Annotated in this window: 21 protein-coding genes; 8 read left to right on the forward strand and 13 right to left on the reverse strand. The window is 67.6% G+C overall.

Annotated elements, in window-relative coordinates; translation table 11 throughout:
• Positions 1-6 precede the first annotated feature (6 nt).
• The 3 genes from HWX87_RS35760 to HWX87_RS35770 all read right to left on the reverse strand — a co-directional run bounded on the left by HWX87_RS35760 (position 7) and on the right by HWX87_RS35770 (position 3,990).
• The gene (locus HWX87_RS35760; protein ID WP_176051533.1) at positions 7-960 is read right to left on the reverse strand and encodes an ABC transporter permease; all 954 of its coding nucleotides are present in this window, start codon (positions 958-960) and stop codon (positions 7-9) included.
• Positions 961-1,039: 79 nt separating this feature from the next.
• On the reverse strand, positions 1,040-2,623 hold the full coding sequence (locus HWX87_RS35765) for an ABC transporter substrate-binding protein (RefSeq protein WP_176051534.1): 1,584 nt from the start codon (positions 2,621-2,623) through the stop codon (positions 1,040-1,042).
• A 698-nt stretch (positions 2,624-3,321) separates the two neighbouring features.
• Positions 3,322-3,990, reverse strand: a complete 669-nt coding sequence (locus HWX87_RS35770) for a haloacid dehalogenase type II (protein WP_176051535.1) — start codon at positions 3,988-3,990, stop codon at positions 3,322-3,324.
• A gap of 412 nt (positions 3,991-4,402) precedes the next feature.
• On the opposite strand from HWX87_RS35770, the gene HWX87_RS35775 reads away from it, so the two are divergent.
• The 5 genes from HWX87_RS35775 to HWX87_RS35795 all read left to right on the forward strand — a co-directional run bounded on the left by HWX87_RS35775 (position 4,403) and on the right by HWX87_RS35795 (position 9,908).
• Entirely contained in the window at positions 4,403-5,263 is an 861-nt protein-coding gene (locus HWX87_RS35775) for a GNAT family N-acetyltransferase (RefSeq protein WP_176051536.1), read from the forward strand.
• Between the two features lie 11 nt (positions 5,264-5,274).
• Positions 5,275-6,201, forward strand: a complete 927-nt coding sequence (locus HWX87_RS35780) for a glyoxylate/hydroxypyruvate reductase A (RefSeq protein WP_176051537.1) — start codon at positions 5,275-5,277, stop codon at positions 6,199-6,201.
• 160 nt (positions 6,202-6,361) lie between these two features.
• Positions 6,362-7,762, forward strand: coding sequence for an aspartate aminotransferase family protein (locus HWX87_RS35785; RefSeq protein WP_176051538.1), 1,401 nt, complete (start codon positions 6,362-6,364; stop codon positions 7,760-7,762).
• Positions 7,763-7,847: 85 nt separating this feature from the next.
• Positions 7,848-8,339, forward strand: coding sequence for a winged helix-turn-helix transcriptional regulator (locus tag HWX87_RS35790; protein WP_006749694.1), 492 nt, complete (start codon positions 7,848-7,850; stop codon positions 8,337-8,339).
• A gap of 96 nt (positions 8,340-8,435) precedes the next feature.
• Positions 8,436-9,908 (forward strand): NAD-dependent succinate-semialdehyde dehydrogenase, encoded by a 1,473-nt coding sequence (locus HWX87_RS35795; RefSeq protein ID WP_176051539.1) that lies wholly within the window; start codon positions 8,436-8,438, stop codon positions 9,906-9,908.
• A gap of 97 nt (positions 9,909-10,005) precedes the next feature.
• On the opposite strand, the gene HWX87_RS35800 is transcribed toward HWX87_RS35795, so the two are convergent.
• The 4 genes from HWX87_RS35800 to HWX87_RS35815 form a co-directional block, all read right to left on the reverse strand.
• Positions 10,006-10,755: an amino acid ABC transporter ATP-binding protein gene (locus HWX87_RS35800; protein WP_176051540.1), complete on the reverse strand. Its 750-nt coding sequence runs from the start codon at positions 10,753-10,755 to the stop codon at positions 10,006-10,008.
• Entirely contained in the window at positions 10,742-11,392 is a 651-nt protein-coding gene (locus HWX87_RS35805; protein ID WP_176051541.1) for an amino acid ABC transporter permease, read from the reverse strand. The genes HWX87_RS35800 and HWX87_RS35805 overlap by 14 nt, the downstream gene beginning before the upstream one ends.
• Positions 11,389-12,075: an amino acid ABC transporter permease gene (locus tag HWX87_RS35810; RefSeq protein ID WP_176051542.1), complete on the reverse strand. Its 687-nt coding sequence runs from the start codon at positions 12,073-12,075 to the stop codon at positions 11,389-11,391. Before HWX87_RS35810 ends, HWX87_RS35805 begins: the two co-directional genes overlap by 4 nt.
• Positions 12,076-12,164: 89 nt before the next feature.
• A complete protein-coding gene (locus tag HWX87_RS35815) occupies positions 12,165-12,971 on the reverse strand; it encodes a transporter substrate-binding domain-containing protein (RefSeq protein WP_176051543.1) in 807 nt (268 codons plus the stop codon).
• Positions 12,972-13,462: 491 nt separating this feature from the next.
• Here HWX87_RS35815 and ansP point away from each other — a divergent pair, with 491 nt between their 5' ends.
• Positions 13,463-14,953, forward strand: coding sequence for an L-asparagine permease (ansP, locus tag HWX87_RS35820; protein WP_176051544.1), 1,491 nt, complete (start codon positions 13,463-13,465; stop codon positions 14,951-14,953).
• An 84-nt stretch (positions 14,954-15,037) separates the two neighbouring features.
• Here ansP and hutC read toward each other — a convergent pair whose 3' ends face one another.
• The 6 genes from hutC to HWX87_RS35850 form a co-directional block, all read right to left on the reverse strand.
• On the reverse strand, positions 15,038-15,793 hold the full coding sequence (hutC, locus tag HWX87_RS35825; RefSeq protein ID WP_176051545.1) for a histidine utilization repressor: 756 nt from the start codon (positions 15,791-15,793) through the stop codon (positions 15,038-15,040).
• Between the two features lie 49 nt (positions 15,794-15,842).
• A complete protein-coding gene (hutH, locus tag HWX87_RS35830) occupies positions 15,843-17,336 on the reverse strand; it encodes a histidine ammonia-lyase (protein WP_176051546.1) in 1,494 nt (497 codons plus the stop codon).
• Between the two features lie 7 nt (positions 17,337-17,343).
• Positions 17,344-18,135, reverse strand: coding sequence for an ATP-binding cassette domain-containing protein (locus HWX87_RS35835; RefSeq protein ID WP_176051547.1), 792 nt, complete (start codon positions 18,133-18,135; stop codon positions 17,344-17,346).
• Positions 18,136-18,162: 27 nt separating this feature from the next.
• A complete protein-coding gene (locus tag HWX87_RS35840) occupies positions 18,163-18,909 on the reverse strand; it encodes an ABC transporter permease subunit (RefSeq protein ID WP_176051548.1) in 747 nt (248 codons plus the stop codon).
• 12 nt (positions 18,910-18,921) lie between these two features.
• Entirely contained in the window at positions 18,922-19,644 is a 723-nt protein-coding gene (locus HWX87_RS35845; protein WP_176051549.1) for an ABC transporter permease subunit, read from the reverse strand.
• A gap of 101 nt (positions 19,645-19,745) precedes the next feature.
• Complete coding sequence (locus tag HWX87_RS35850; protein ID WP_176051550.1) at positions 19,746-20,606, reverse strand: transporter substrate-binding domain-containing protein; 861 nt, start codon at positions 20,604-20,606, stop codon at positions 19,746-19,748.
• Between the two features lie 469 nt (positions 20,607-21,075).
• Between HWX87_RS35850 and HWX87_RS35855 the strand changes: the two genes are divergently transcribed.
• Positions 21,076-22,770 carry a 5-guanidino-2-oxopentanoate decarboxylase gene (locus HWX87_RS35855; RefSeq protein ID WP_208456561.1) on the forward strand — a complete coding sequence of 565 codons (1,695 nt, stop codon included), beginning with the start codon at positions 21,076-21,078 and terminating at the stop codon, positions 22,768-22,770.
• Positions 22,767-24,239 (forward strand): aldehyde dehydrogenase family protein, encoded by a 1,473-nt coding sequence (locus HWX87_RS35860; RefSeq protein ID WP_176051551.1) that lies wholly within the window; start codon positions 22,767-22,769, stop codon positions 24,237-24,239. The genes HWX87_RS35855 and HWX87_RS35860 overlap by 4 nt, the downstream gene beginning before the upstream one ends.
• Positions 24,240-24,255: the final 16 nt, after the last annotated feature.

Below are 24,255 nucleotides of genomic sequence, written 5' to 3' on the forward strand. Positions count from 1 at the left end.
GGACACTCAGGTCCGCAGTCGCGGGTTCGACACGATCGAGCACAGGTCGGCGAACAGCACGAGCGTCAGGTAGGCGACGCAGAAGATCAGCGTGCACGCCTGGACCAACGGGAAATCGCGATTGCCGACCGCATCGACCATCAGGCTCGCGAGGCCCGGATAGTTGAAGATCGTTTCGACGACGATCACGCCGCCGAGCAGGTACGACAGGCTCAACGCGACCGCATTGGCGATCGGACCGATCGCGTTCGGCAGCGCATGGCGCAGTACGACGCGTGCGGGGCTCGCGCCCTTGAGCACGGCCATCTCGACATACGACGCGCTCAGTTGCTCGATCACCGCGGCCCGCGTCATCCGCGCCATCTGCGCGATCACGACCGCGCACAGCGTCAGCACCGGCATCGCGTACGCGCGCAGGAAATCGTGCAGGCTTTCGATGGGACCGCTGTACGACAGCGCCGACAGCCAGTGCAGCTTCACCGCGAGCACGAGCACGGCGACCGTCGCGATCAGGAACTCCGGCGTCGCGACGAGCGACAGCGTGCCGAGGCTGATCACGCGGTCGACGACCGACTCGCGCTTGACCGCCGCGAGAATCCCGAGCAGCAGCGCGATCGGCACCGACACGGCGGTCGTGATCGCCGCGAGCGCGAGCGACTTCGGCAGGCGTCCGCCGATCATCTCCGACACCGGCAGGTCGCCCGACAGCGAGCGGCCGAAATCGCCATGCAGCAGCCCCACGAGCCAGTGCAGGTAGCGCACGTGGGCCGGCATGTCGAGGCCGAACTGCTGGCGCAGCGCGGCGACCGTCTCCGGCGTCGCGGACTGGCCGAGCGCGGCCTGCGCGGCGTCGCCCGGCAGCAGGTTCGTGATCGTGAAGATGATCGCCGACACGATCAGCAGCGTCAGCGCGGTGACCGCAATGCGCCGGGCGATCAGCCCGAGCAGGATTCGATTCATGAAGCGGCACTCCGGAAAAGATCGCGCACGACCGGGGCGGTGGCCCGCACCGGCCGCGCGACGGCGGCACGCATCGGCGTCAGGCGTTCCACCACACGTGCTCGGCGAACATGAAACCCATCATCCCGCCGGTCGGGATCGAGCCGAGGCCCGCGAGCCGCTTGTCGTAGCCGTCGAGGAAGCTGATGAAGGCCGGGATGCCGATCCGGCACTGCTGCGACACGAGCACCTGCATGTCGCCGTACATCTGCTTGCGCTTCGCATCGTCGGTTTCCGAGCGCGCGGCGAGCAGCAACTGGTCGAACTTCGGGTTCTTCCAGCCCGACTCGTTCCACGGCGCATCCGACTTGAAGAACTGCGTGAACAGCACGTCGGCGCTCGAGCGCGGGTTGATGTTGCCGAAGCCGAGCGGATGCTTCATCCAGTGGTTCGACCAGTAGCCGTCGGCCGCGACGCGGTTCACCTGCAGGTTCAGCCCGATCTTCTGGCCGGCCTGCTGCAGCAGCACGGCCATCTCGATCGACCCGTTCGCATCGGACGTCGCATAGATCGGCGGCAGCGTGGCACCCAGTGCGCCGGCCTTCTGGAACAGGAACTTCGCCTTGTCCGGATCGTGCGGACGCTGCGGCAGCGACGCGTTGAAGTAGCGATGTCCCGGCGGAATCGGCTGGTCGTTGCCGATCACCGCGTAGCCGCGGAACACCGCCGAGCGAATCTGCTCGCGATCGAACAGGTACTTCATCCCTTCGACGAAATCGGGGTTCGCGGTGATCGGATTGTCGCTGCGCACGATCAGGTCGGTATAGAGCCCCGACTTGGTTTCCTTCAGCGCATAGCCCGGCGTCGACGCGACCCGCTGCGTCGAGCGCGGATCGATCGCGTTGATCAGGTGCACGTCGCCGGACAGCAGCGCATTCAGGCGCGCGGCGCTGTCGGTGATGCCGATCAGCTCGATCTCGTCGAGATACGGCATCCCCGGCTTGAAGTAGCTGTCGTTGCGCACGCCGACCGTCGATACGCCCGGCTTGAACGACTTCAGCTTGTACGGCCCGCAGCCGATGCCGGTGCTGAAGTCGGTCGTGCCGTCCTTGGTGATCACGAGCTGCGGCGTCGCGAGGATCACCGGCAGATCCGCATTCGCGCTGGCGAGCACGAGCGTGACTTCGTCGGGCCCCGTCGCCTTCGCATCGGCGAACTGGTCGGCGATCGTCTTGACCTTCGACGCGGTGGCCGCGTTCTTGTGCCGCATCAGCGAGTACACGACGTCGGCCGGCGCGACGGGCTTGCCGTCGTGGAACGTGACGCCCTTGCGCAACTTGATGATCCAGGTCTTCGCGTCGGTCGTGTGCAGCGACTCGGCGAGGTTCATCTGCGGGGTGAGGCTTTGATCCAGCTGCGTCAGGCCGCTGTAGAACATGAAGAAGCGGATGTAGTCGGCGCCCGTCGAGCCCTTGGCCGGATCGAGCGTGTCGGCCGTCGAACTCGATTCGTTCGCGACCCGGATCTTGCCGCCGCGCTTCGGCGCGGGCGCCGCAAAGGCAGCCCCGGGATTCACCAGCAGTCCGCCGGCGCCGGCGGCCATCATGCCGCCCGCCGCCATGATCCGCATCATGTCGCGGCGCGTGAAGCCACCCTTGCCGCCGTTGTCGATATCGTCGCTCATCCGAACTGCTCCTGACTGTGGAAAGTGGGTCCTGGGGTCCAGCGTGGTTCGAGAAACCCGCCGCTTTCGCCTGCTGGTGGCGAATGCGACGTCGTACGCATTGAGTTCATTTAAGCATCACCAAAATGCGGGTTGTCGCGATTCGGGGCGGCCGCACGACACGATTCGACCGTTTTGGGCCGCCTGCGCAGCATGATTTGCTGCGCGCCCCGGCGCACCGCCGTTTGCCCGATGCGGTGTCGCGGGCAGCGGCCGCTGGGTTCGTCGGAGGATTGCCCGTTCCATTGAGGTCGACCGGCCCGGCCACCGGCGCACGGCTGGCGGCATGCCCGATATCGAACCCGCGCGCAGGCCCGGCCGCCAGATCGCGATCCCTGGCAGCGACGCGTTCGCAACCGGCATGTTCGAGGGCGCGCCAGGCACTTGCCGGCGCAACGTGAAGGAGCGGGAAGCGATGCCCGCCCTGCCTGCGCCGGCACGCTTGCACCGGAGGCCGAGGATGGGGCCGCATTCGGCACGGACGATGCGCGGTCGTTCGCGGTGAATGCCGAAAGGGCGTGACCGCTGCGCGAGACGATGCGCAAGGTCTGCGTGATGTTCCGACGCCGGCGCCCGGCCGCGTGCGCGGGGTGTTCCCGGGCAGCGCGGCGAGCCGGCAGCGCGCCGCACGACGGAACGCCGTGCGGCCGACAGGTCGCTTACAGGCCGAGCTGCGTCGCGAGATGGCCGATATCCGACACTTCGTAATAGTTGTAGAACGGCGTGCCCGGCTCGTGGCCGCGGTTCACGAACGCCTTGTGCCGGATCCCGAGATCCTCGGCCGTCATCAGGTCGTAGCGCAGGCTCGACGACACGTGCAGCACGTCCTCGGGCTTGCAGCCGAGCTTGCCGAACATGTATTCGAAGCCCTGCATGCGCGGCTTGTACGACTGCGCCTGCTGCGCGGTGAACACCGCATGGAACGGCGCGCCGAGCTTGTCGACGTTGCTCATGATCTGGTCGTCCGATGCATTCGACAGGATCACGAGCTTGTACTTCGTGGCCAGCCGCGAAAGCCCGGCCGGCACGTCCGGATGCGGGCCCCACGTCGGCACCGCATGATAGAAACGCTCGGCCTCGGCTTCGTCGAACGGCACACCGATGCGCGCACAGGTGCGCCGGATCGCGTTGACGACGACGTCGCGGTACGGCTTCCAGGCCCCGAGCACCTCGTCGAGCCGATAGGCGGCGAACGCGCGCACGAATTCCTCCATCGCGACCGGCGACAGCCGGTCCGCGTAGATCTCGCGCGCCAGGTCCGCCATCCGGAAGCGGGTCAGCGTGCCGTAGCAGTCGAAGGTGATGAACTTCGGTTCAAACTGGATCATGGTGCGTCCTGTCGGTGTGAAGCCCCGGCAGGGCCGGGGACGGGCTGGGTTGTACGAAATTGAATCAGGGCAAAAAACCCGGCGCGCGTCGTTCGGCGCAGCCCAAAACGCACATTCGCCGCGTGTTGCCCGGCGCGGGCAGCACGATCTGCGGCGCCTGCCGGCGTGGCGCGGCCGCAGGCAGGCGGCAACGGCACCGTCGCTTTCATCGTAGTGCCGTTCCCACAGCAGGCGCTGTCGGATTGACGAGCCCCGGCGGCATGCTGCGCGCGTTCGTGCGCGCCGATCGAGCGGGTTTGCATCGATCTCGCGCGAGCGGCCGTCGTCGCGGGGAAACAGGCGAATCGTCCTATCCGTGCCGCTGTGTCGCTGGCAGAGTGGACAGGTCATTCCCACCCATCCGGAGTCCGGCGTGTCCGACCTCAATCCTTCCAGCGCGCTTACCTATCGTCCACTCGCCGAAACCGACCTGCCCGCCGCACATCGGCTGTCGGAGGCGGTCAAGTGGCCGCACCGGCTCGACGACTGGCGCTTCGTTTTCCAACTCGGCAGCGGCTTCGTCGCCGAAGACGACAGCGGCATCGTCGGTACCGCGCTTGGCTGGCGCTTCGGCGAATCGCACGCGTCGCTCGGCATGGTCATCGTGTCTCCCGAGCGCCAGGGCCGCGGCATCGGGCGCGAACTGCTCACCCGCGTGGTCGACAGCTTCGGTACGCGAACCATTTTTCTGCATGCGACGCCGGCAGGCGAACCGCTGTACGCGAAATTCGGATTCGACGTGATCGATACGATCGATCAACACCAGGGCGCGGCCTTCCAGCCGCCGCTGATCTCGCTGCCGCCGGGCGAGCGCCTGCGGCCCATCGGCGCAAACGACGGGCCACGGCTCGCCGCGCTCGCGTCGCGCGCCGCCGGCTATCGACGCGACGAAGTCATCGATGCGCTGCTCGGCGTCGCGAACGGCATCGCGCTCGATCGTGACGGCGAATTGCTCGGCTTCGCGCTGTTTCGCCGCTTCGGCCGCGGTCATGCGATCGGCCCGGTGGTGGCACCGGACGCGTTGCGCGCGCAAGCGCTGATCAGTCACTGGCTCGCGCTGCACGAGGGCATGTTCGTGCGGCTGGACGTGCCGGGCGACAGCGGGCTATCCGACTGGCTGCAGGGCCTCGGGCTGCCGCGGGTCGATACCGTCGTCGCGATGGCGCGCGGAGCGACGCCGGCGCGCGACCCGGCGTTGCGCGCGTTCTCGATCGTGAACCAGGCGCTCGGCTGAGCGGCACGGCGATGAGCTTCCTGTACAAGGCCGACCCGGTGCGCGGGGCGCAATGGGCGCAGCGCTTCGCACAACTGGCGCCCGATCTTGCGTTCCGGATCTGGCCGGACATCGGCGACCCCGAAGCGGTCCGCTATCTCGCCGCGTGGCAGCCGCCGGACGAGCCGGCCGCGCTGCTCCCGAATCTCGAGGTCGTGTTTTCCGTCGGCGCCGGCATCGATCAGTTCGACCTGCTGCGCGTTCCGGCACACATTCCTGTCGTGCGGATGATCGAGCCGGGCATCGTCGACGGGATGGTCGAATACGTGACGCAGGCCGTGCTGACGATCCATCGCGACCTGTTCGACTATGCGGCGCAGCAGCGCGAGCACGTGTGGCGCGAGAAACCGGTGCGTGCAGCCGCGTCGCGGCGCGTCGGCGTACTCGGCCTCGGCACGCTCGGCCAGGCCGTGCTCGACATGCTGCGGCGCTTCGGTTTCCCGTGTGCGGGCTGGAGCCGCACGCCGCGCACGCTCGACGGCATCGACTGCTACGCGGGCGACGCCGCGCTCGAAGCGTTCCTGGCCCGCACCGATATCCTGATCTGCCTGCTGCCGCTCACCGACGGCACGCGCGGCCTGCTCGGCGCGCGCGTGTTCGACGCGCTGCCGGCCGGCGCATCGCTCGTGCAGGTCGGGCGCGGCCCGCAGCTCGATGCGGCCGCGCTGCTCGCCGCGCTCGACGGCGGCCGCCTCGACAGCGCGATCCTCGACGTGACGGACCCCGAACCATTGCCGGCCGGCCACCCGTTCTGGACGCACCCGCGCATCCGCATTACCCCCCACATTGCCAGTGCGACACGGCCCAACACCGCGGTCGACGCCGTGCTCGCGAACCTCGCGCGCCATCGCGCGGGACAACCGATGATCGGCGTCGTCGATCGTGCGCGCGGCTACTGACGCGCGCATCCGGCCCGGCGGGGCGCGCAGCAGAAAATGCCGAAGCACCCCGTGCAAACACCGCTTTCGTACGTTTCAGCGCGCAAATTGAAGACGCGTGCGAATTTCTCGCCCGGTAGCATGAACTCACGCTGACACCCGACGAGAGTCCCGCCCTGCCATGAACCAAGCCGCGCTGATCGAAGCCGATCGTCAACACCTGATCCACCCCGTCATCAACTACCGTACGCACGAGGCGCGCGGCGTGACCGTGCTCGAAGCCGCGAACGGCGTGTTCCTGCGCGACGCCGACGGCCATACCCTGCTCGACGCGTTCTCGGGCCTGTGGTGCGTGAACGTCGGCTATGGCCGCGACAGCATCGTGAAGGCCGCGGCCGACCAGATGGCGAAGCTGCCCTACGCGACCGGCTATTTCCATTTCGGCTCGCAGCCCGCGATCGAGCTGGCCGAACGGCTCGCGGCGCTCGCTCCGCCGTCGCTGAACCGCGTGTACTTCACGCTCGGTGGATCGGACGCGGTCGACTCCGCGGTGCGCTTCATCACGCACTATTTCAACGCGACCGGCCGCCCGTCGAAGAAACACATGATCGCGCTCGAACGCGGCTATCACGGTTCGTCGTCGATCGGCGCCGGCCTGACCGCGCTGCCGGCGTTCCACCGCCATTTCGATCTGCCGCGCGCGGACCAGCACCACATTCCGTCTCCCTACCCGTATCGCCACGCACTCGGCGACGACCCGCAGGCGCTGATCGCCGCGTCGGTCGCCGCGCTCGAGGCGAAAGTCGCGGAACTCGGCGCGGACCACGTCGCGGCGTTCTTCTGCGAGCCCGTACAGGGTTCCGGCGGCGTGATCGTGCCGCCCACCGGCTGGCTGAAGGCGATGCGCGACGCGTGCCGGCGCCTCGGCATCCTGTTCGTCGCCGACGAGGTGATCACCGGCTTCGGCCGCACGGGCCCGCTGTTCGCATGCGAGACGGAACAGGTCGATCCGGACCTGATGACCGTCGCGAAGGGACTGACCGCCGGTTATGCGCCGATGGGCGCCGTGCTGATGTCCGACGAAATCTACGAGGGCATCGCGGGCAGTCGCACGGAGTCGGCTGCGGTCGGCCACGGCTACACGTATTCCGCGCATCCGGTCAGCGCGGCGATCGGCCTCGAGGTGCTGAAGCTCTATCACGAAGGCGGCCTGCTCGCGAACGGTCAGGCGATGGCGCCGCGCTTCGCCGCGGGCCTCGATGCGCTGCGCGCGCATCCGCTCGTCGGCGACGCGCGTTCGGCCGGCCTGCTCGGCGCGCTCGAACTGGTGGCCGACAAGGCGCGCAAGACACGCTTCGACGCGGCGCTGAACGTGCCGGACAGGATCGCGGCGGCCGCGTACGCGAACGGCGTGGTGTTTCGCGCGTTCGGCGACGGCGTGCTCGGCTTCGCGCCGGCGCTGAGCTTCACCGCGGGCGAGTTCGACCTGATGTTCGAACGCGTGCGCAAGACGCTCGACGACGTGCTGGCCGACGCGGGCGTCCAGCGCGCGCTGGACGCCGCGCACGCGCAGCCGGCCTGACGGGCCAAGGGAAAGCCGGGCTTGTGGCGGCCATCGTTCGACTCTAAAGTAACCGGACATTCCATTTTTTCCCTCTCACGTGAACATGACGGACAGCAAGCTGGATCGCATCGACCTGCGCATCCTCTCCCAGTTGCAGAAGCGCGGCCGCATGACCAACGTCGAGCTGGCCGATGCCGTCGGGCTGTCGCCCAGTCCATGCCTGATCCGCGTGAAGCGGCTCGAAAAGGCCGGCTACATCGGCGGTTACGGCGCGCACATCCAGCTCGAGAAACTCGGCGACGTGCAGGTCGTGTTCACCGAGGTCACGCTGGCCGACCACCGCCGCGAGGATTTCGACCGCTTCGTCGCGGCAATCCGCAATGTCGACGAAATCGTCGAGTGCCACCTCGCGAGCGGCGGCTACGACTATCTGCTGAAGTTCATCACGCGCAGCGTGAGCCACTACCAGACGATCGTCGAAGGGCTGCTCGAGCAGAACATCGGCATCGAGAAATATTTCAGTTACGTGATCATCAAGTCGCCGTTCGTCAAACGGCACTACCCGCTCGAATCGCTGTTCGGCGAACGGCACTGACCGCAGCGTGCGATCCCCCTGAACGCGGCAGCCCGCGGTCCGCACGGGGTCGTCGCGCGGCCGCTGTCGCCGAACCGCTCCATCCAAGGACCTGTCATGCCGCTTACGCTGTCCCGCACCGAACTCGTTCGCACCGCCAACCTGATCGACGGCACGTGGCGCGACGCGCTCGACGGCCGTCGCTTCGATGTCATCGATCCGGCGACGCTCGAAACCGTTGCCCCCGCACCCGACAGCGGCGCCGCCGACGCGCGCACCGCGACCGATGCGGCCGCACGCGCGCTGCCGGCGTGGCGCGCGACCCCGGCCCGCGATCGCGCCGCGATCCTGCGTGCGTGGCATGCGGCGATCGTCGCGCACACCGACGATCTCGCGAAGCTGATGTCGCGCGAACAGGGCAAGCCGCTAGCGGAAGCGCGCGGCGAGGTCGCGTACGGCGCGTCGTACGTGCTGTGGTTCGCCGAGGAAGCGACGCGCACGTACGGCGACCTGATTCCGCAGCAGCAGCGCGGCAAGCGGCTCAGTGCGGTGAAGGAACCGATCGGCATCGTCGCCGCGATCACGCCGTGGAATTTCCCGCTCGCGATGATCGCGCGCAAGATCGCGCCCGCACTCGCGGCCGGCTGTACGGTCGTCGCGAAGCCGGCGGAGGACACGCCGCTGACCGCGCTCGCACTCGCCTTCCTCGCGCAGGAAGCCGGCGTGCCGCCCGGCGTGCTGAACATGATCGCCGCGTCGCGCGAACGCGGCATCGATGCGGTAGGCGACTGGCTCGCCGACGGCCGCGTGCGCAAGATCACGTTCACCGGATCGACGCCCGTCGGCAAGCTGCTCGCGCGCGAATCGGCGACGACGCTGAAGAAGCTGTCGCTGGAGCTCGGCGGCAATGCGCCGTTCATCGTGTTCGACGATGCCGAACTCGACGCCGCGGTCGACGGCCTGATGGCCTCGAAGTTCCGCAACGGCGGCCAGACCTGCGTGTCGCCGAATCGCGTGTACGTGCAGGCCGGCGTCTACGACGCCTTCGCCGCGAAACTCGCCACGCGTGTCGCCGCGCTGAAGGTCGCGCCGGCCACCGACCCCGCCGCACAAATCGGCCCGATGATCAACGCGCGTGCGGTGGACAAGATTGCGCGCCACGTCGACGACGCCATCGAGCGTGGTGCACGCGTGCTCGCCGGCGGCAAGCGTCTGGCCGAACTCGGCCCGAACTTTTATGCGCCGACGGTGCTCGCCGACGCCACCGCCGACATGCAGCTGACCTGCGAGGAAACCTTCGGCCCGGTCGCGGCGCTGTTTCGCTTCGATACCGAGGACGAAGCCGTCGGCGCCGCGAACGACACGCCGTTCGGGCTTGCCGCGTATTTCTATACGCAGGACGTGCGGCGCATCGCGCGCGTGTCGGCGCGGCTCGAGACCGGTATCGTCGGGATCAACGAAGGCGCGCTCGCGAGCGAGGCCGCACCGTTCGGCGGCGTGAAGGAATCGGGCTACGGCCGCGAAGGCTCGCGCTACGGTCTCGACGATTACCTGTCGATCAAGTACCTGTGCCAGGGCGGGCTTGATTGAATCCGGGCCGGGCCGGAACGAACCGGATGTACAGGAACCCCGGCCTCGTGCCCGCCGCCCGTGCCGGCCCGGCAGCGGGCACGTGTCGCTCGACGCATCAGCGCGCGACGGCTTCCGGATTCCGGACGCTGCCCAGAAACCGCGTCAACTCCACGGTCTGCGGCTGCTCGAAGATCGCCTCGGCCGTCCCGGTTTCCCACACTCTGCCCTGGTGCATGAACACGATCCTGTCGCTCACCGCCCGCGCGAAGTTCATCTCGTGCGTGACCATGATCAGCGTCATGTCCTCGCGTGCGAGTTGCTCGACGACACCCAGCACCTCGCCGACCAGTTCGGGATCGAGCGCCGACGTGATTTCGTCGCACAGCAGCACGCTCGGCTTCATCGCGAGCGCACGCGCGATCGCGACACGCTGCTGCTGGCCGCCCGACAGCTCATCCGGAAACGCATCGAACTTGTCGCCGAGCCCGACGCGCTCGAGCATCAGTTCCGCGATCGCGCGCGCCTGCTGACTGTGCGCCTTCTTCACGACCGACTGCGCGAGCATCACGTTCTGTCCGGCGCTCAGATGCGGAAACAGGTTGTATTGCTGGAACACCATCCCGACCTTCAGCCGCAGCGCACGCAGGTCCGCTTGCCGTGCGTCGACGCGTTCGCCGTCGATCGAGATCGTCCCCGCGTCGATACGCTCGAGCCCGTTGAGCGTGCGCAGCAACGTGCTCTTGCCCGAGCCGCTGCGGCCGATGATCGAGACGACCTGACCGCGCTCGACGGAGAAATCGATGCCCTTGAGCACATGATGGGAGCCGAAGTTCTTTTCGAGACCCCGGGTTTCAACGAGCGGCATGCCATCTCCTTTGCAACGTGCGCGCATATCGGGTGAGCGGATAACAGAGCGCGAAATAGATCAGCGCGACGAGCCCGTACACGACGAACGGACGGAACGTCGCGTTCGAGATCGCGATGCCGGCTTTCGTCAGCTCGGTGAAGCCGATGATCGACACCAGCGCCGTATCCTTCACGGCCTGCACGCCGAAGCCGACCGTCGGCCCGATCGCGATGCGCGCGGCCTGCGGCAGGATCACGTGACGCAGTTGCTCGACATAGCTCATCGCCAGGCTCGCCGACGCCTCCCATTGCCCTTTCGGCACCGCCTCGACGCAGCCGCGCCAGATTTCGGCGAGATACGCGCTGGTGAAGAACGTGAGCCCTGCCGTGGCCGCGACCCACGGCGGAACGTCGAACCCGACGAGCGGCAAGCCGAAGAACACGATGAACAGCTGCATCAGCAACGGGGTGCCCTGAAACACCTCGATGTAGAGCTTCGCGCCGCCGCGCAACACCGTCGAGTTCGACACGCGCATCACGAGCAGCCCCAAGCCGACGATGCCGCCGGATACGAACGACACGATCGACAGCACGATCGTCCAGCGCGCGGCCAGCAGCAGGTTCGCGAGTATCTGCCCGAATGTGAAGTCGGTCATCGCGCACCTCGCATGCGACGGGAGAACAGGCGGCGGCCCATCGCGCCAAGCGTGGCGCGCAACAGCAGCGCCATCGCCAGATACGCGAGCGTGATCACGAAATACGTCTCGAATGCGCGAAAGTTGCGCGATTGAATATAGCCCGCCGCATAGGTCAGGTCGGCCACCGAGATTTGCGACACGACCGCCGACCCGAGCATCGTGATCACGATCTGGCTCGAGAGCGCCGGAAACACCTTGGCGAGCGCCTGCGGCAGAACGACGTGGCGCAGCATCTGCGCGCGCGACATCGCAAGTGCGGATGCCGCTTCAAGATGCCCGTTCGGCACGGCGGCGACGCCCGCGCGCACGATCTCGACCGCGTACGCGCCGAGATTGAGCGTCATCGCGAGAATCGCGGCCGTGTATTCGTCGATGCGCACGCCGAGCGCGGGCAAGCCGAAAAAGATGAAGAACAGCTGGACGACGAATGGGGTATTGCGGATCGCCTCGACGTACGCGCCGATCAACGGGCGCAGCCGCACGGCAGCGGGCGCGTCTGCACTGTATGCGGCCGCGCCGAGCACGCCGATCGCCACGCCGAGCACGGTCGCGACCGCGGTCAGTGCCAGCGTGATCGCCGCGCCGCCCGCGAACACGCCCGCGTAATCGGCCAGTTCACCGAATTGAAGCTGGTAACTCATGACAAGGGAATAAATTCAGGTGCGGACAACGACATCCGCCGTGCCGGGCATGCCGGCCGCGGCGGCGCTTCAGGCGCGGCCGGGAACGCTCACAGGCCGGCCGGCAACGGCTGGCCGAGCCACTTCTTCGACATCGTGCCCAACGTGCCGTCCAGCTTCGCATGTGCGATCGTGTCGTCGATCTTCGCGAGCAGGCGCGGTTCGTTCTTGTTGATCCCGACGAAGCACGGCGAATTCTTGATCACGAACTTGACCTCGGGCCGACGCGGCGGATTCTTCGCGAGAATGGCCGCCGCGACGATGTTGCCCGCGGCGATCAGCTGCACTTGCCCCGACAGGAACGCCTGGATCGTCGCGTTGTTGTCCTCGAAGCGCTTGATCGTCGCGTTCGGCGCGAGCTGCGACAGCGCGATTTCCTCGAGCGCGCCGCGCGTGGCGCCGACCGTCTTGCCGGTCAGGTCGGCCGGCGCGCTCACTTTCACGTCGGCCGGCCCGAACACGCCCTGGAAATACGGCGCGTATGCGGTCGAAAAGTCGATGACCTTCTCCCGCTCCGGCGTCTTGCCGAGCGACGAGATCACCATGTCGACCTTGTTGGTCGTCAGGTACGGAATGCGGTTCGCGCTGTTGACGGGCACCAGCTTCAGCTTCACGCCGAGCGACTTGGCGAGCAGTTCGGCCATGTCGATGTCGTAGCCCTGCGGCTGCATGTCGGTACCGACCGATCCGAACGGCGGATAGTCCTCCGGCACCGCAACGCGCAGCGCGCCGCTTTTCGCGATGGTGTCGATCGCGTCGGCATGCGCCGGGGCGGCAGCGAACAACGCCATCGCGGGTGCTGCGATCAGCGCAGCCAGCCAGGTGCGTCGGGGAAACAGTCGAGTCGTCGGGCTCACGGTGGTTCTTCCTTGTCTGGTTTGTCGCCGGGCAGCGCGCAACCGTTGCGCGGCCCGAGCCACTTCAGCAAGAACCGGGCCATCGCCGCGCGAAGCCGGCCGCGCCGGCACCGGACGGAATGCCTGGCGAACCGCATTCCTCATTTCGGTGCACGAGCCGGCACCGGCCGCGGCGGTTGCCCATTCGCGGCGCGCACCGGCGCACCAAATTAACCAGCCTGTTCACGCGCCGGCCGGCAACCGGCTCGCCGTGCGCGTGATGGCCAGTCCCGTATGCACGGATTCGAACAGGCCCAGTCGAAATTTGCATTCCGTTTGTGATCCGAATTACGGCTGAATACGTTCACGACGTACCGTACCTCGCCGCGCCCGGCGAAGCACGATCAGGACGGCCAGGCTGGATTCCGCGCCCCTGTTTCTCCGGTACCGGTGGTTCCGGTCGTCTCGCGACCGGGATGAATCCAATCACATTCGTGCACGAGGATGCAGCCATGGCATCGATTCCCGACCCGTCGACCACCCGCGAGACCGACAAACGCAACTGGCTCGAATCGCACGAAGCCGGTTATCACAAGACCCTCGGCAATCGACAGGTGCAGATGATCGCGATCGGCGGGGCCATCGGCACCGGGCTGTTTCTCGGGGCCGGCGCCCGGCTGCAGGCAGCCGGACCCGCGCTCGCGATCGTCTATCTGGTGTGCGGCGCGTTTTCGTTCCTGATCCTGCGCGCACTGGGCGAACTCGTGATGCATCGCCCCAGCAGCGGCAGCTTCGTGTCGTACGCGCGCGAATTCCTCGGCGAGAAGGCATCGTTCGTCGCAGGCTGGATGTACTTCCTGAACTGGGCGATGACCGGCATCGTCGACATCACCGCGGTCGCGCTCTACATGCATTACTGGGCGCCGTTCGCTGGCGTGCCGCAATGGATCTTCGCGCTCGTCGCGCTTTGCATCGTCGCGACGATGAACCTGATCGGCGTGAAGTGGTTCGCCGAAATGGAGTTCTGGTTCGCGCTGATCAAGGTTGCCGCGATCGTGCTGTTCCTCGGAATCGGTTCGCTGATCCTCGGCACCGGCATGCCGGTCGCCGGCCATGACACCGGGCTGCATCTGATCACCGACCACGGCGGGTTCTTTCCGCACGGATTGATGCCGGCGCTGGTGCTCGTGCAAGGCGTGGTGTTCGCGTTCGCGGGCGTCGAGCTGGTGGGCACGGCCGCCGGCGAATGCAAGGATGCGCGCAAGGTGCTGCCGCGCGCGATCAACAACGTGATCTGGCGCATCGCGATCTTCTACGTCGCGTCGGTCGTCCTGCTCGTCTGCCTGCTGCCATGGAGCGCGTACAAGGCGGGCCAGAGCCCGTTCGTCACGTTCTTCGGAGCGCTCGGCGTACCCGGCATCGGTTCGGTGATGAACCTGGTCGTGCTGACGGCCGCGCTGTCGAGCCTCAACTCCGGCCTGTATTCGACCGGGCGCGTGTTGCGTTCGCTGTCGATGGGCGGCTCGGCCCCGGCGTTCCTCGCCAGGATGAGCGCGCAATCCGTGCCGTACGCCGGCATTCTCGTGACAGTCGCGATCTACGTGGTGGGCGTGCTGCTCAACTATCTCGTGCCGTCGAGCGTGTTCGAGATCGTGCTGAACATCGCGTCGCTCGGCATCATCAGCACATGGGGGTTCATCGTCGTATGCCAGATGAAGTTCCGCGCCGCGGTCGGGCGCGGCGAGGTCGAGGACGTGTCGTTCAGGATGCCCGGCGCGCCCGTGACGTCGTGGCTGACGCTGCTGTTCCTGCTCGGCGTGCTGGTCCTGATGGCGTTCGACTACCCGAACGGAACGTGGACGATCGCATCGATTCCGCTGGTCGCACTGCTGCTCGCGGCCGGCTGGAAGTGGCTGAGCAGCCGCGCTCGCCGCGCGTTGCTCAAGCCGACGATACCGTCGGTCACGCTGACGCAGAACGTGCTCGAAAAGGGCGGCGACTGACGCCACGCCCGACGCGAGCCCGCAACCGTTGCCGGCCCTCGGGATCGCGCGTGCCGCGACCCGTTCAGCCGGCCGGCGACGGTCCTACATGTTCCCCGCCAGGTGAAACCGTGACGCCGGATGCCACAGCCTGACCGACGTGGCAACATGCTCGCCGACCCACGTGCGGCGCCTCAACAGCAGACACGGTTCGCCGATTTCCATCACGAGATGCCGACGCACCTGCGCATTGGGCTTCTCCGCGTAGATCCTGAACTCGGCACGCTGAATCGGCGCCAGGCGCACCATGTAATGATTCGGCGTCTCGATCGTGAAGTCCTGCTCCAGATACGCAGGAAACAAGGCCGGATTGACGTAGCGATCCTCGAACTGGATCGGCTCGTCTTCCTCGAAATGCACGATGCGTGAATGAAACACGGGCCCGGAACGCAGCCCGAGCGCATCGATCGCTTCCGGGTCGACGCTGCGCTCGATCAGCAGGACCCGCGCACTGTGCCGATGACCGCGCTCCGCAATCTCGTCCGCGATGTTGCGGATCTCCAGCACCGTCGATTCGTAATGCCGGCGCTCGACGAACGTGCCGGCCCCCTGGATGCGGGTCAGCACGCGCTCGGCCGTCAGTTCGCGCAGCGCGCGCGATACCGTCATCCGGGCCACGCCAAATTCCTTGACCAGCTCGGCCTCGGTTGGAATCGCGCCACCGGGCTTCCAGTCGCCCTGCGCGATCCGATCGACGACGTAGCGCTTGATCTGCTGATAAGCCGGCAGTGCGCGCGCCGGCACGGCGTCGCCCGATGCCCTCGCCGGCCGTGCCGAAAGTTCGCGTTCCGTTTCGTTCATGCGCCCTCGACCGAATGAATGATGGATGCCTCGCCGTCGTCGCCCGTCGTCACTGCAACGAAGGCGGCACGCCCGCGACGATGCCGGCCGCGATCGCGATGTCGTCCGCAAGCGGCCGGTCGTCGTGATACGCCGGCACGCGTTCGCGCACGTGGCGCCACAACGCATCGGTCGACGCGGCGCGCCCGGTTTCGTCCCGCTGCAGATCGTATGCCTGCGCGGCGGCCAATAGCTCGATCGCGAGCACGCGCGTCGTATTCTCGATGATGTCGAGCGCCTTCAGGGCAGCCGGCGTCGCGTGACACAGGTGATCTTCCTGCAGCCCCGACGTGATGCCGCCGTCGAGGCTCGCCGGCGCCGCGAGCCGCTGGTTCTGCGCGACCAGCGCGACCGCCGTGTACTGCGCGATCATGAAACCCGAACAGCTGCCGCCCGGCGTCGCAAGAAACGCCGGCAGCCCGCTGACGAGCGGATTCACCAGCCGGTCGAGACGCCGCTCGGCGATCGCCGCGACCTGGGCCATCGCGGCGGCGAGGCTGTCCATCGCAAGCGCGATGCCCGCGCCGACGGCATGTGCCTGCGAATGCGCGACCGGCGCCTCTCGCGTGCCGGCAACGATCGGATTGTCGGTGACGGACGCAAGTTCGCGATCGACCACCTCCGCCGTGACGACGAACACGTCGCGCGCCGCGCCATGCACGTGCGGAATCGTGCGCAGGCTGAGCGGATCCTGCGTATGCCGGCCGCTCGCCGCGGACAGCATTCCGCTGCCCGCCAGCAGCGCGCGCAGACGGACACCGACCTGCCCGATGCCGGGCGAAATCCGCAGTGCCAGTGACTCCGGATCGAATGCGGCGAGTTGCCCGCCGAGGTTCTCGAAGCTCATCGCCGCGATCCAGTCGGCCCAGTCGAGCAAGCGTTCCGCGCGGGCGAGTGCGAGCGCAGCCAGGCCCGTGACGCACGGCGTCCCGTTGACGAGGCTCAACCCCTCCTTCGCGCCGAGTACGAGCGGTTCGCGGCCGATACGGCGAAGCGCCTCGTCGCCGCGCATGCGCTCGCCGCGATAGCGCGCATGACCGTGGCCGATGCAGACGAGCGCGACGTGCGCCATGTGCGTCAGGTAGCCGACCGAGCCGTGCGCCGGCACTTCGGGCAGGCAATCGTGCTCGAGCAGCGCGACCAGCTGCTCGACGACGTCCGCACGCACGCCCGAATACCCGTGCACGTAATTGTTGATCGCCGCTGCAATGATCGCGCGCGTCTCCGCCGCGCCGAGCGGCACGCCGACACCCACCGCGTGGCTCATCAGGATATTGCGCGACAGCTCGCTCTGCTGAGCGGGCGATACGATCACATTGCACAGCGCACCGACACCCGTGTTGACGCCGTACGCGCGAATGCCGCGTGCGACGATTTCGTCGACGAGTTCGCGAGCGGCGACGACTCGCGCGCGCGCGTCGTCGGTCAATGCAAGCGGCGCGCCTGCCGCCACCGCTGCAACTTGTCGCCAGTCAAGCGGCTGTGCCGCACGGAATACGGTCATGGCAGCCTCAGTTCGTGGTGCGGTCGTGGTGGCTCGACACGAATTGCCGGAAGCGTTCCGAGCACTGGCCGCCGAACAGCGCATCGGGCGCGCCGTCCGAATCGACTTCGCCCTGATGCAGGAACATCACGCGATTCGACACGTGCCGCGCAAAGCCCATTTCATGCGTGACGACCAGCATCGTGCGGCCTTCTTCGGCGAGCGAGCGCATCACGCGCAGCACCTCGCCGACCAGCTCGGGATCGAGTGCCGACGTAGGTTCGTCGAACAGCATCACTTTCGGATGCATCGCGAGCGCGCGGGCGATCGCGACGCGCTGCTGCTGCCCGCCCGACAAGTGGGCAGGATAGTAGCCGCGCTTGTCCGCGAGGCCGACGCGCGCCAGCAGCGCCTCGGCCTCCTCGACCGCTTCGGCGCGACTGCGCTTTTGCACGCGCAGCGGCCCTTCGACGAGATTGTCGAGCACGGTCATGTGCGACCACAGGTTGAAGTTCTGGAACACCATCCCGAGCTGGGAACGGATCCGGTCGACCTGGCGCCGGTCGCTCGGGTGCAGCTTGCCGTCGCGCGCGCGCTTCATCGCCAGTTCCTCGCCCGCGAGCGCGACGGAACCGTCGTCGGGGGTCTCGAGCAGGTTCAGGCAGCGCAGGAACGTGCTCTTGCCCGAGCCGCTCGCGCCGAGGATCGAGATGACGTCGCCCTCATGCGCGTCGAGCGAAATGCCCTTCAGCACATGATGATCGCCGAACGACTTGTGGATGTTCTTGACCGACAACGCAACGGGAGCAGCGGTGTTCATCGAATTCTCCAGGAAGGAATGGCGCGCTCAGGATGCGACGCGCTGGGCATTGCGGGCCGCGGCGGCTGGCGCACCGGACGACTTCGGCGCGCGCAGGTGCCCCGAGAGCCGCCATTCGAGCGCGCCGAGCAGGCGCACGACGATGAAGTTCAGGCCCAGATAGATGAGGGCGGCGCAAACAAACACTTCGGTCGTCCGGTAGGTTTGCTGGATGATCTGCTGCGCGACGCCCGTCACCTCCCACACCGTGACGAGGCTGGCGAGCGCGGTGGACTTGACGAGCAGCACGGCTTCGGTCGAATACGCGGGCAGGCACTGGCGCAGCGCGATCGGGCCGATCACGCGCCGCAGCAGCGCGAAACCCGACAGGCCGATGGAATAACCGGCTTCGATCTGCCCGATCGGCACGGCCATCAGCCCGCCGCGCAGGATCTCGGCCGTGTAGCCTGCCGTGCACAGCGCGAGCGACAGCACCGCACACACGTACGGCTCGCGCAACAACGGCCACATGAAGCTTTCGCGGATCACGCCGAACTGGCCGAGCCCGTAGTACACGAGGAACATCTGGATCAGCAGCGGCGAACCGCGAAATACCAGGATGTAGGCGCGCGCAAAACGGTTCGGCAGCCAGCGCGGCGACACGCGCATCGTGACGATCACGAGCGACAGCAGGCCGCCGAGCACGAGCGATGCGAAGAACAGCCCGAGCGTGGTCGGCACGGCCGCGAGCAGCTGGCGCAGCGTATCGAAGAGAAAGTCGAAATCGATGGACATGCACGTTCTCCGTCAGTTGCGCGCGAAATTGCGGCGGAACGACCGGCCGACGATCGCTTCCGCCCGGTTGAACACGCGGTTCGACAAGCCCGTCATCAGCAGGTACAACGCACCGCCCGCGACGAAGAACACGAAATACTGGTGGGTCGAATTGGCGGCGATCTGGCTCGTGCGCAGCAGCTCGGCGAGGCCGGTGACCGAGATCAGCGCCGAGTCCTTCAGGCTCAGTTGCCACACGTTGCCGATACCGGGCAGCGCGAAGCGCAGCACCTGCGGAACCAGGATGCGGCGCAGCACCATGCTGCTCGGCATGCCGATCGAGCGCGCCGCTTCGAGCTCGCCCTTCGACACCGCGAGCACCGCCGCGCGATACACCTCCGCCTGGTAGGCGCCCGAAATCATCCCGACCGCGAGCGCGCCGATCACGAACGGCGGCACGCCGATGAACCCTTCCGCGCCGAACCACTGGCCGACGGCCGTGACCAGCGTCGAGCCGCCGAAGTAGAACAGATAGATGACGAGCAGTTCGGGCACGCCGCGAAATACCGTCGTGTACAGGTCGCCGAGCAGGCGGGCGCTGCGGTAGCGCGACAGCTTTGCCGCCGCGATCGCCGCGCCGATCACGGCGCCGACCGCGAGCGCGGCGAGCGTCAGCGCCACCGTCATCAGTGCGGCGAGCAGCAGCACGCCGCCCCAGCCTTCGGTTCCGAAGCCGAGCATTTCAAGGATCGCCATGCGTGCCTCCCGGCAAACGTTGAGTGGATCTGCAGGATGCCTGCCGCCGCGCGTCGCGCGTGTCGCGCACGTCGGTTACGCGGCGGCGGCGGAATGCGCGGTTACGGCGTGACGTCGGTCTTGAACCACTTGTCGGCCAGCTTCTTCACCGTGCCGTCCGCGAGCGCCGCGCCGATCGCCGTATCGAACTTCGTCTTCAGATCGGCATCCTGCTTGCGGAACGCCAGCCCTTCGCCCGGCCCCCAGATCGGCCCGCCGAGCTTCGGACCCGCGAGCACGATCGACGCGTTGTCCTTCTTCGCGTTGTTCGCCGCGTAGTACGTGACGTCGTCGAACGATGCATCGATGCGCCCCGCGACGAGGTCGAGATCGCGCTCGGGGGACGTCTTGTACACGCGAATCGACGCGATGTCCTTGAAGCTGTCGTTGATGAATTTCGTATAGACGGTGCCCGACTGGATACCGATCGTCTTGCCCTTCAGCTGTTTGCGCAGCGCGTCGACGGTCGGCTTGTCCGCATTCGCGTCGCCCGTCAGCTTGACGATCGGCGCACCGGGTGCGGCCTTCGGCAGGATCTTCGTATCGGTGACGGCGAACGTCGCCGGCGTCGCCGCATAGGGGCGCGAGAACAGCAGGATCTTTTCACGATCCGGCGTAATGGAAATCGCATCCATCAGGATGTCGAACTTGCCGGCCTGCAGGCCGGGAATCATCCCGTCCCAGTCCTGCGCGACCATGTTGCACTGCACCTTGATCCGCTCGCACACGTTGGCGAGCAGTTCCGGCTCGAAACCGCCCAGCTTGCCGCCCGGCAGCGTGAGGTTCCACGGTGCGTATCCGCCTTCGAGCGCGACCGTCACCGTTTTCCATTCCTTTGCCTGCACGGGAGCCGCGAGCGTTGCCGTTGCAGCCGCGATGACGCCGATCGTCCTGAGTGCCCACTTGATGCGCTTGCCGTTCACGAGATTTCTCCTTGCGTTGAAGTTCGCCATCCCTTCGGTGCAGCAAGCCGCCTCAGGAATTTGTCTATACAAGCATGCAAGAAGAAAAACAGCGAGACAAGCAGCGTTCAAAAAAAACCGCGGAAACGCGGGAAATCCCCTAATTTACGGCCTCCGGCATGCCTCGTCTCGGTGAATTCAGGCACGCACTTGGTGCAGTCCGGACGATCCAATCGCAAGGATGACTAGACAAATTCCGGATTCGATCACGAGGGTCGCGCGATTCGGCGCGCGACGTCCGGCATGCCGGGCGGGTTTGCATGAAGACCGGCACGCTGCGCGCCGCGAATCGACGCCGCCATGCACGGCGCTCATGCGGCGCATGAAAACTAATCGATTGTTGGCGCCCCGGATCGACGCCGACAATCCGCTTCATGCCCCTCGCTTGCGGTACGGGCCACTCACCCTCCCAACCGACTCCCCACGATCCATGAACCATCCAGCCACCGTCTCCCGCATCGCCGAGGCCCGCACGGCCACGGCGGCATCGTTCACTGCCCGCCCCCGCACCTGTGGCGAAGCGCTCGTCGACCTGCTCGAGCGCCAGGGCGTCGAATGCGTGTTCGGCATTCCCGGCGTGCATACCGTCGAGCTCTATCGCGGCCTCGCCGCCTCGTCGATCCGTCATGTGACGCCGCGCCACGAACAGGGGGCCGGCTTCATGGCCGACGGCTACGCACGCGTCACGGGCCGGTCGGGGGTCTGCTTCATCATCACCGGGCCGGGGATGACCAATATCGCGACCGCGATGGCACAGGCCTACGCGGATTCGATTCCGATGCTGGTGATCTCGAGCGTCAACGCGCGCCGCGAGCTCGGCAGCGGCGACGGCCGCCTGCACGAACTGCCGTCGCAGCGCGACGTGTTCGCGGGACTCACCGCGTTCTCGCACACGCTGCTCGACGCGGCCGATCTGCCACAGGTACTCGCACGCGCATTCGCGGTTTTCGAAAGTGCGCGGCCGCGGCCCGTGCACATCGAGATTCCGCTCGACGTGATCGTGATGCCGGCGCCCGCGCTGCCCGCCGCGCCGCTCATGCTACCCGCGCGCCCCGCGCCGGATGCGAACGCCCTCGCGGCGGCCGCCGACCTGCTCGCGCACGCGCGCCGGCCGCTGATCCTCGCAGGCGGCGGCGCCATCCGCGCGGCGGCGGAACTGCGCGAGCTCGCCGAACGCCTGCACGCGCCCGTCGCGCTGACCATCAACGCCAAAGGCCTGCTGCCGCCCGGCCACCCGTTGCTGATCGGCTCCACCCAGTCGCTGCCGGCCACCCGCGCGGCGATCCGCGACGCCGACGTGGTGCTCGCCGTCGGCACCGAGCTGGGCGAAACCGACTACGACGTCACGTTCGACGGCGGCTTCGCGATCGACGGCCGGCTGATCCGCATCGACATCGACGCGCAACAGCTGATGCGCAATGCCCGCGCGGAAATCGCCATCGCCGGCGATTCCCGGCTGGCGCTCGGCGCGCTGTCGACCCGCCTGCACGAGCGGCCCGCCCCAACCCCCGAGGCCGGCTGGGGCGCACAGCGGGTGGCTGCCGTACGCGCCGCGATCGCATCCGGCCACGACGGCCCCGCGCGCGCGCAGGCGCGGCTGATCGACACGATCGTCGCGGCGCTGCCCGGCGCGATCGTCGCGGGCGATTCGACCAGCCCCGTCTACGTCGGCAATTTCACGCACGATGCGCCGGCGCCACGCAGCTGGTTCAACTCGTCGACCGGCTACGGCACGCTCGGCTACGGGCTGCCCGCCGCGATCGGCGCAAAGCTTGCCGCGCCTGCGCGGCCGGTCGTATGCCTGATCGGTGATGGCGGCCTGCAGTTCACGCTGCCGGAGCTCGCGAGCGCGGTCGAGGCGCGCCTGCCGGTGATCGTGATCGTCTGGAACAACCGCGGCTATGGGGAGATCCGTAAATACATGGTCGCGCGCGACATTACGCCGGTCGGCGTCGATCCGTATACGCCCGATTTCCAGGCACTCGCACGCGGTTTCGGCTGCGCGGCGCAGACGGCCGCGACGCCCGATGCGCTGTCCAAAGCGCTGCGCGACGCCGCAGCACGCGCGATTCCGACCGTGATCGAAATCGACGAGGCAACCTGGTTCGGTCAGGTGCAGCAATGAGCGCGACACCCGATCTCGCGTTCGATCCGCCGCTGCACACGCGCCATTTCATCGACGGTACGTGGCGCACGAGCTTCAGCGGCGCGACGCTGCCCGTCGTCGATCCGTCGACGGAAACGGTCCTCGCCGACGTCAGCGCGGGCGGCGAGGCAGACGTCGAGCGTGCCGTGCAAGCCGCATCGCGCGCGTTTCCCGGCTGGAAACGCACGACCGGCGCCATGCGCGCGGCCCTGCTCCGCGCGATCGCACGCGGCGTCGCAGCGCGCCGCGTGCGGCTCGCGACACTGCAGTCGCTCAACAACGGCAAGCCATTCGCGGAAGCCGAGATCGACGTCGCGGACGTGATCGCCACCTTCGACTACTACGCAGGCCTCGCGGACCGCCTCGACATGGACGGCGAAACCGAGGTGTCGCTGCCCGGCGGCGAGCATCGTGCGTGGATCCGGCGTGAACCGGCCGGCGTCGCCGCGCTGATCGTGCCGTGGAATTTCCCGATGGTGACGACCGCGTGGAAGCTCGCGCCCGCGCTCGCGGCCGGTTGCACCGTCGTGCTGAAGCCGTCCGAGATCACACCGCTGCCCGAACTCGAACTCGCCGCGATCGTCGCCGAGGCCGGCCTGCCGCCCGGCGTGCTGAACGTCGTGACGGGCACCGGCCACGATGTCGGCGCGCGGCTGTGCGCGCATCCGCTCGTCGCGAAGGTGTCGTTTACCGGCAGCACGGCGGTCGGCGCACAGGTCATGAAGACGGCCGCGGACACGATCAAGGGTGTCGGCCTCGAACTCGGCGGAAAGTCGTCGATCGTCGTGTTCGACGATGCCGATCTCGAACATGCGGTCGAACTGATCGCGGGCGGCGGCCTCTTCAACGCCGGGCAGATGTGTTCGGCGACCTCGCGCGTGCTCGTCGCCGCCCCGCTCGCCGACGACCTGATCGCGCGCCTCGCGCGGCGGATCGACGCGACCGTCGTCGGCCCGCCGTTCGCGCCCGGCGTGCAGATGGGCCCGCTGACGAATCGCGCGCAATACGAACGCGTGAAACGCCACATCGCGCAAGGCCAGGCCGACGGCGCGCGGCTCGTGACGGGCGGCGACGTGCCCGACGGCCCCGGCTACTTCATCCGGCCCGCGCTGTTCGCCGACGTGCCGGCCGACAGCACGCTATGGTCTGAGGAAATCTTCGGCCCGGTGCTGTGCGTGCGTGCGTTCGACACCGAAGACGACGCGATCGCGGCGGCCAACGATACCGAGTACGGGCTCGTCGCCACCGTCGTCACGCGCGACACGGCACGCGGCAAGCGGGTCGCCGACGCGCTCGAGGCAGGCGTCGTGTGGATCAACACGCCGCAGCTGATCTATCCGCAAACCTCATGGGGCGGCTACAAGCGCAGCAGCATCGGACGCGAGCTCGGTCCGTTCGGGCTGGCCGCGTTCCAGGAGATCAAGCAGGTCATGATGCCGGCCCGCTGAGGCCACGCAGCCCATG

The organism is Burkholderia sp. BCC1644, assembly GCF_902833225.1.
In the GTDB taxonomy this organism is placed as follows: domain Bacteria; phylum Pseudomonadota; class Gammaproteobacteria; order Burkholderiales; family Burkholderiaceae; genus Burkholderia.

What these genes read in the sequence shown, in the direction of transcription:
- HWX87_RS35840 (WP_176051548.1), bottom strand. Translation starts at nt 18,909, where the DNA reads ATGTCCATCGATTTCGACTTTCTCTTCGATACGCTGCGCCAGCTGCTC.
- HWX87_RS35770 (WP_176051535.1), bottom strand. Translation starts at nt 3,990, where the DNA reads ATGATCCAGTTTGAACCGAAGTTCATCACCTTCGACTGCTACGGCACG.
- HWX87_RS35780 (WP_176051537.1), top strand. Translation starts at nt 5,275, where the DNA reads ATGAGCTTCCTGTACAAGGCCGACCCGGTGCGCGGGGCGCAATGGGCG.
- hutC (WP_176051545.1), bottom strand. Translation starts at nt 15,793, where the DNA reads ATGAACGAAACGGAACGCGAACTTTCGGCACGGCCGGCGAGGGCATCG.
- hutH (WP_176051546.1), bottom strand. Translation starts at nt 17,336, where the DNA reads ATGACCGTATTCCGTGCGGCACAGCCGCTTGACTGGCGACAAGTTGCA.
- HWX87_RS35855 (WP_208456561.1), top strand. Translation starts at nt 21,076, where the DNA reads ATGAACCATCCAGCCACCGTCTCCCGCATCGCCGAGGCCCGCACGGCC.
- HWX87_RS35860 (WP_176051551.1), top strand. Translation starts at nt 22,767, where the DNA reads ATGAGCGCGACACCCGATCTCGCGTTCGATCCGCCGCTGCACACGCGC.
- HWX87_RS35800 (WP_176051540.1), bottom strand. Translation starts at nt 10,755, where the DNA reads ATGCCGCTCGTTGAAACCCGGGGTCTCGAAAAGAACTTCGGCTCCCAT.
- HWX87_RS35785 (WP_176051538.1), top strand. Translation starts at nt 6,362, where the DNA reads ATGAACCAAGCCGCGCTGATCGAAGCCGATCGTCAACACCTGATCCAC.
- ansP (WP_176051544.1), top strand. Translation starts at nt 13,463, where the DNA reads ATGGCATCGATTCCCGACCCGTCGACCACCCGCGAGACCGACAAACGC.
- HWX87_RS35790 (WP_006749694.1), top strand. Translation starts at nt 7,848, where the DNA reads ATGACGGACAGCAAGCTGGATCGCATCGACCTGCGCATCCTCTCCCAG.
- HWX87_RS35810 (WP_176051542.1), bottom strand. Translation starts at nt 12,075, where the DNA reads ATGAGTTACCAGCTTCAATTCGGTGAACTGGCCGATTACGCGGGCGTG.
- HWX87_RS35765 (WP_176051534.1), bottom strand. Translation starts at nt 2,623, where the DNA reads ATGAGCGACGATATCGACAACGGCGGCAAGGGTGGCTTCACGCGCCGC.
- HWX87_RS35835 (WP_176051547.1), bottom strand. Translation starts at nt 18,135, where the DNA reads ATGAACACCGCTGCTCCCGTTGCGTTGTCGGTCAAGAACATCCACAAG.
- HWX87_RS35760 (WP_176051533.1), bottom strand. Translation starts at nt 960, where the DNA reads ATGAATCGAATCCTGCTCGGGCTGATCGCCCGGCGCATTGCGGTCACC.
- HWX87_RS35795 (WP_176051539.1), top strand. Translation starts at nt 8,436, where the DNA reads ATGCCGCTTACGCTGTCCCGCACCGAACTCGTTCGCACCGCCAACCTG.
- HWX87_RS35845 (WP_176051549.1), bottom strand. Translation starts at nt 19,644, where the DNA reads ATGGCGATCCTTGAAATGCTCGGCTTCGGAACCGAAGGCTGGGGCGGC.
- HWX87_RS35805 (WP_176051541.1), bottom strand. Translation starts at nt 11,392, where the DNA reads ATGACCGACTTCACATTCGGGCAGATACTCGCGAACCTGCTGCTGGCC.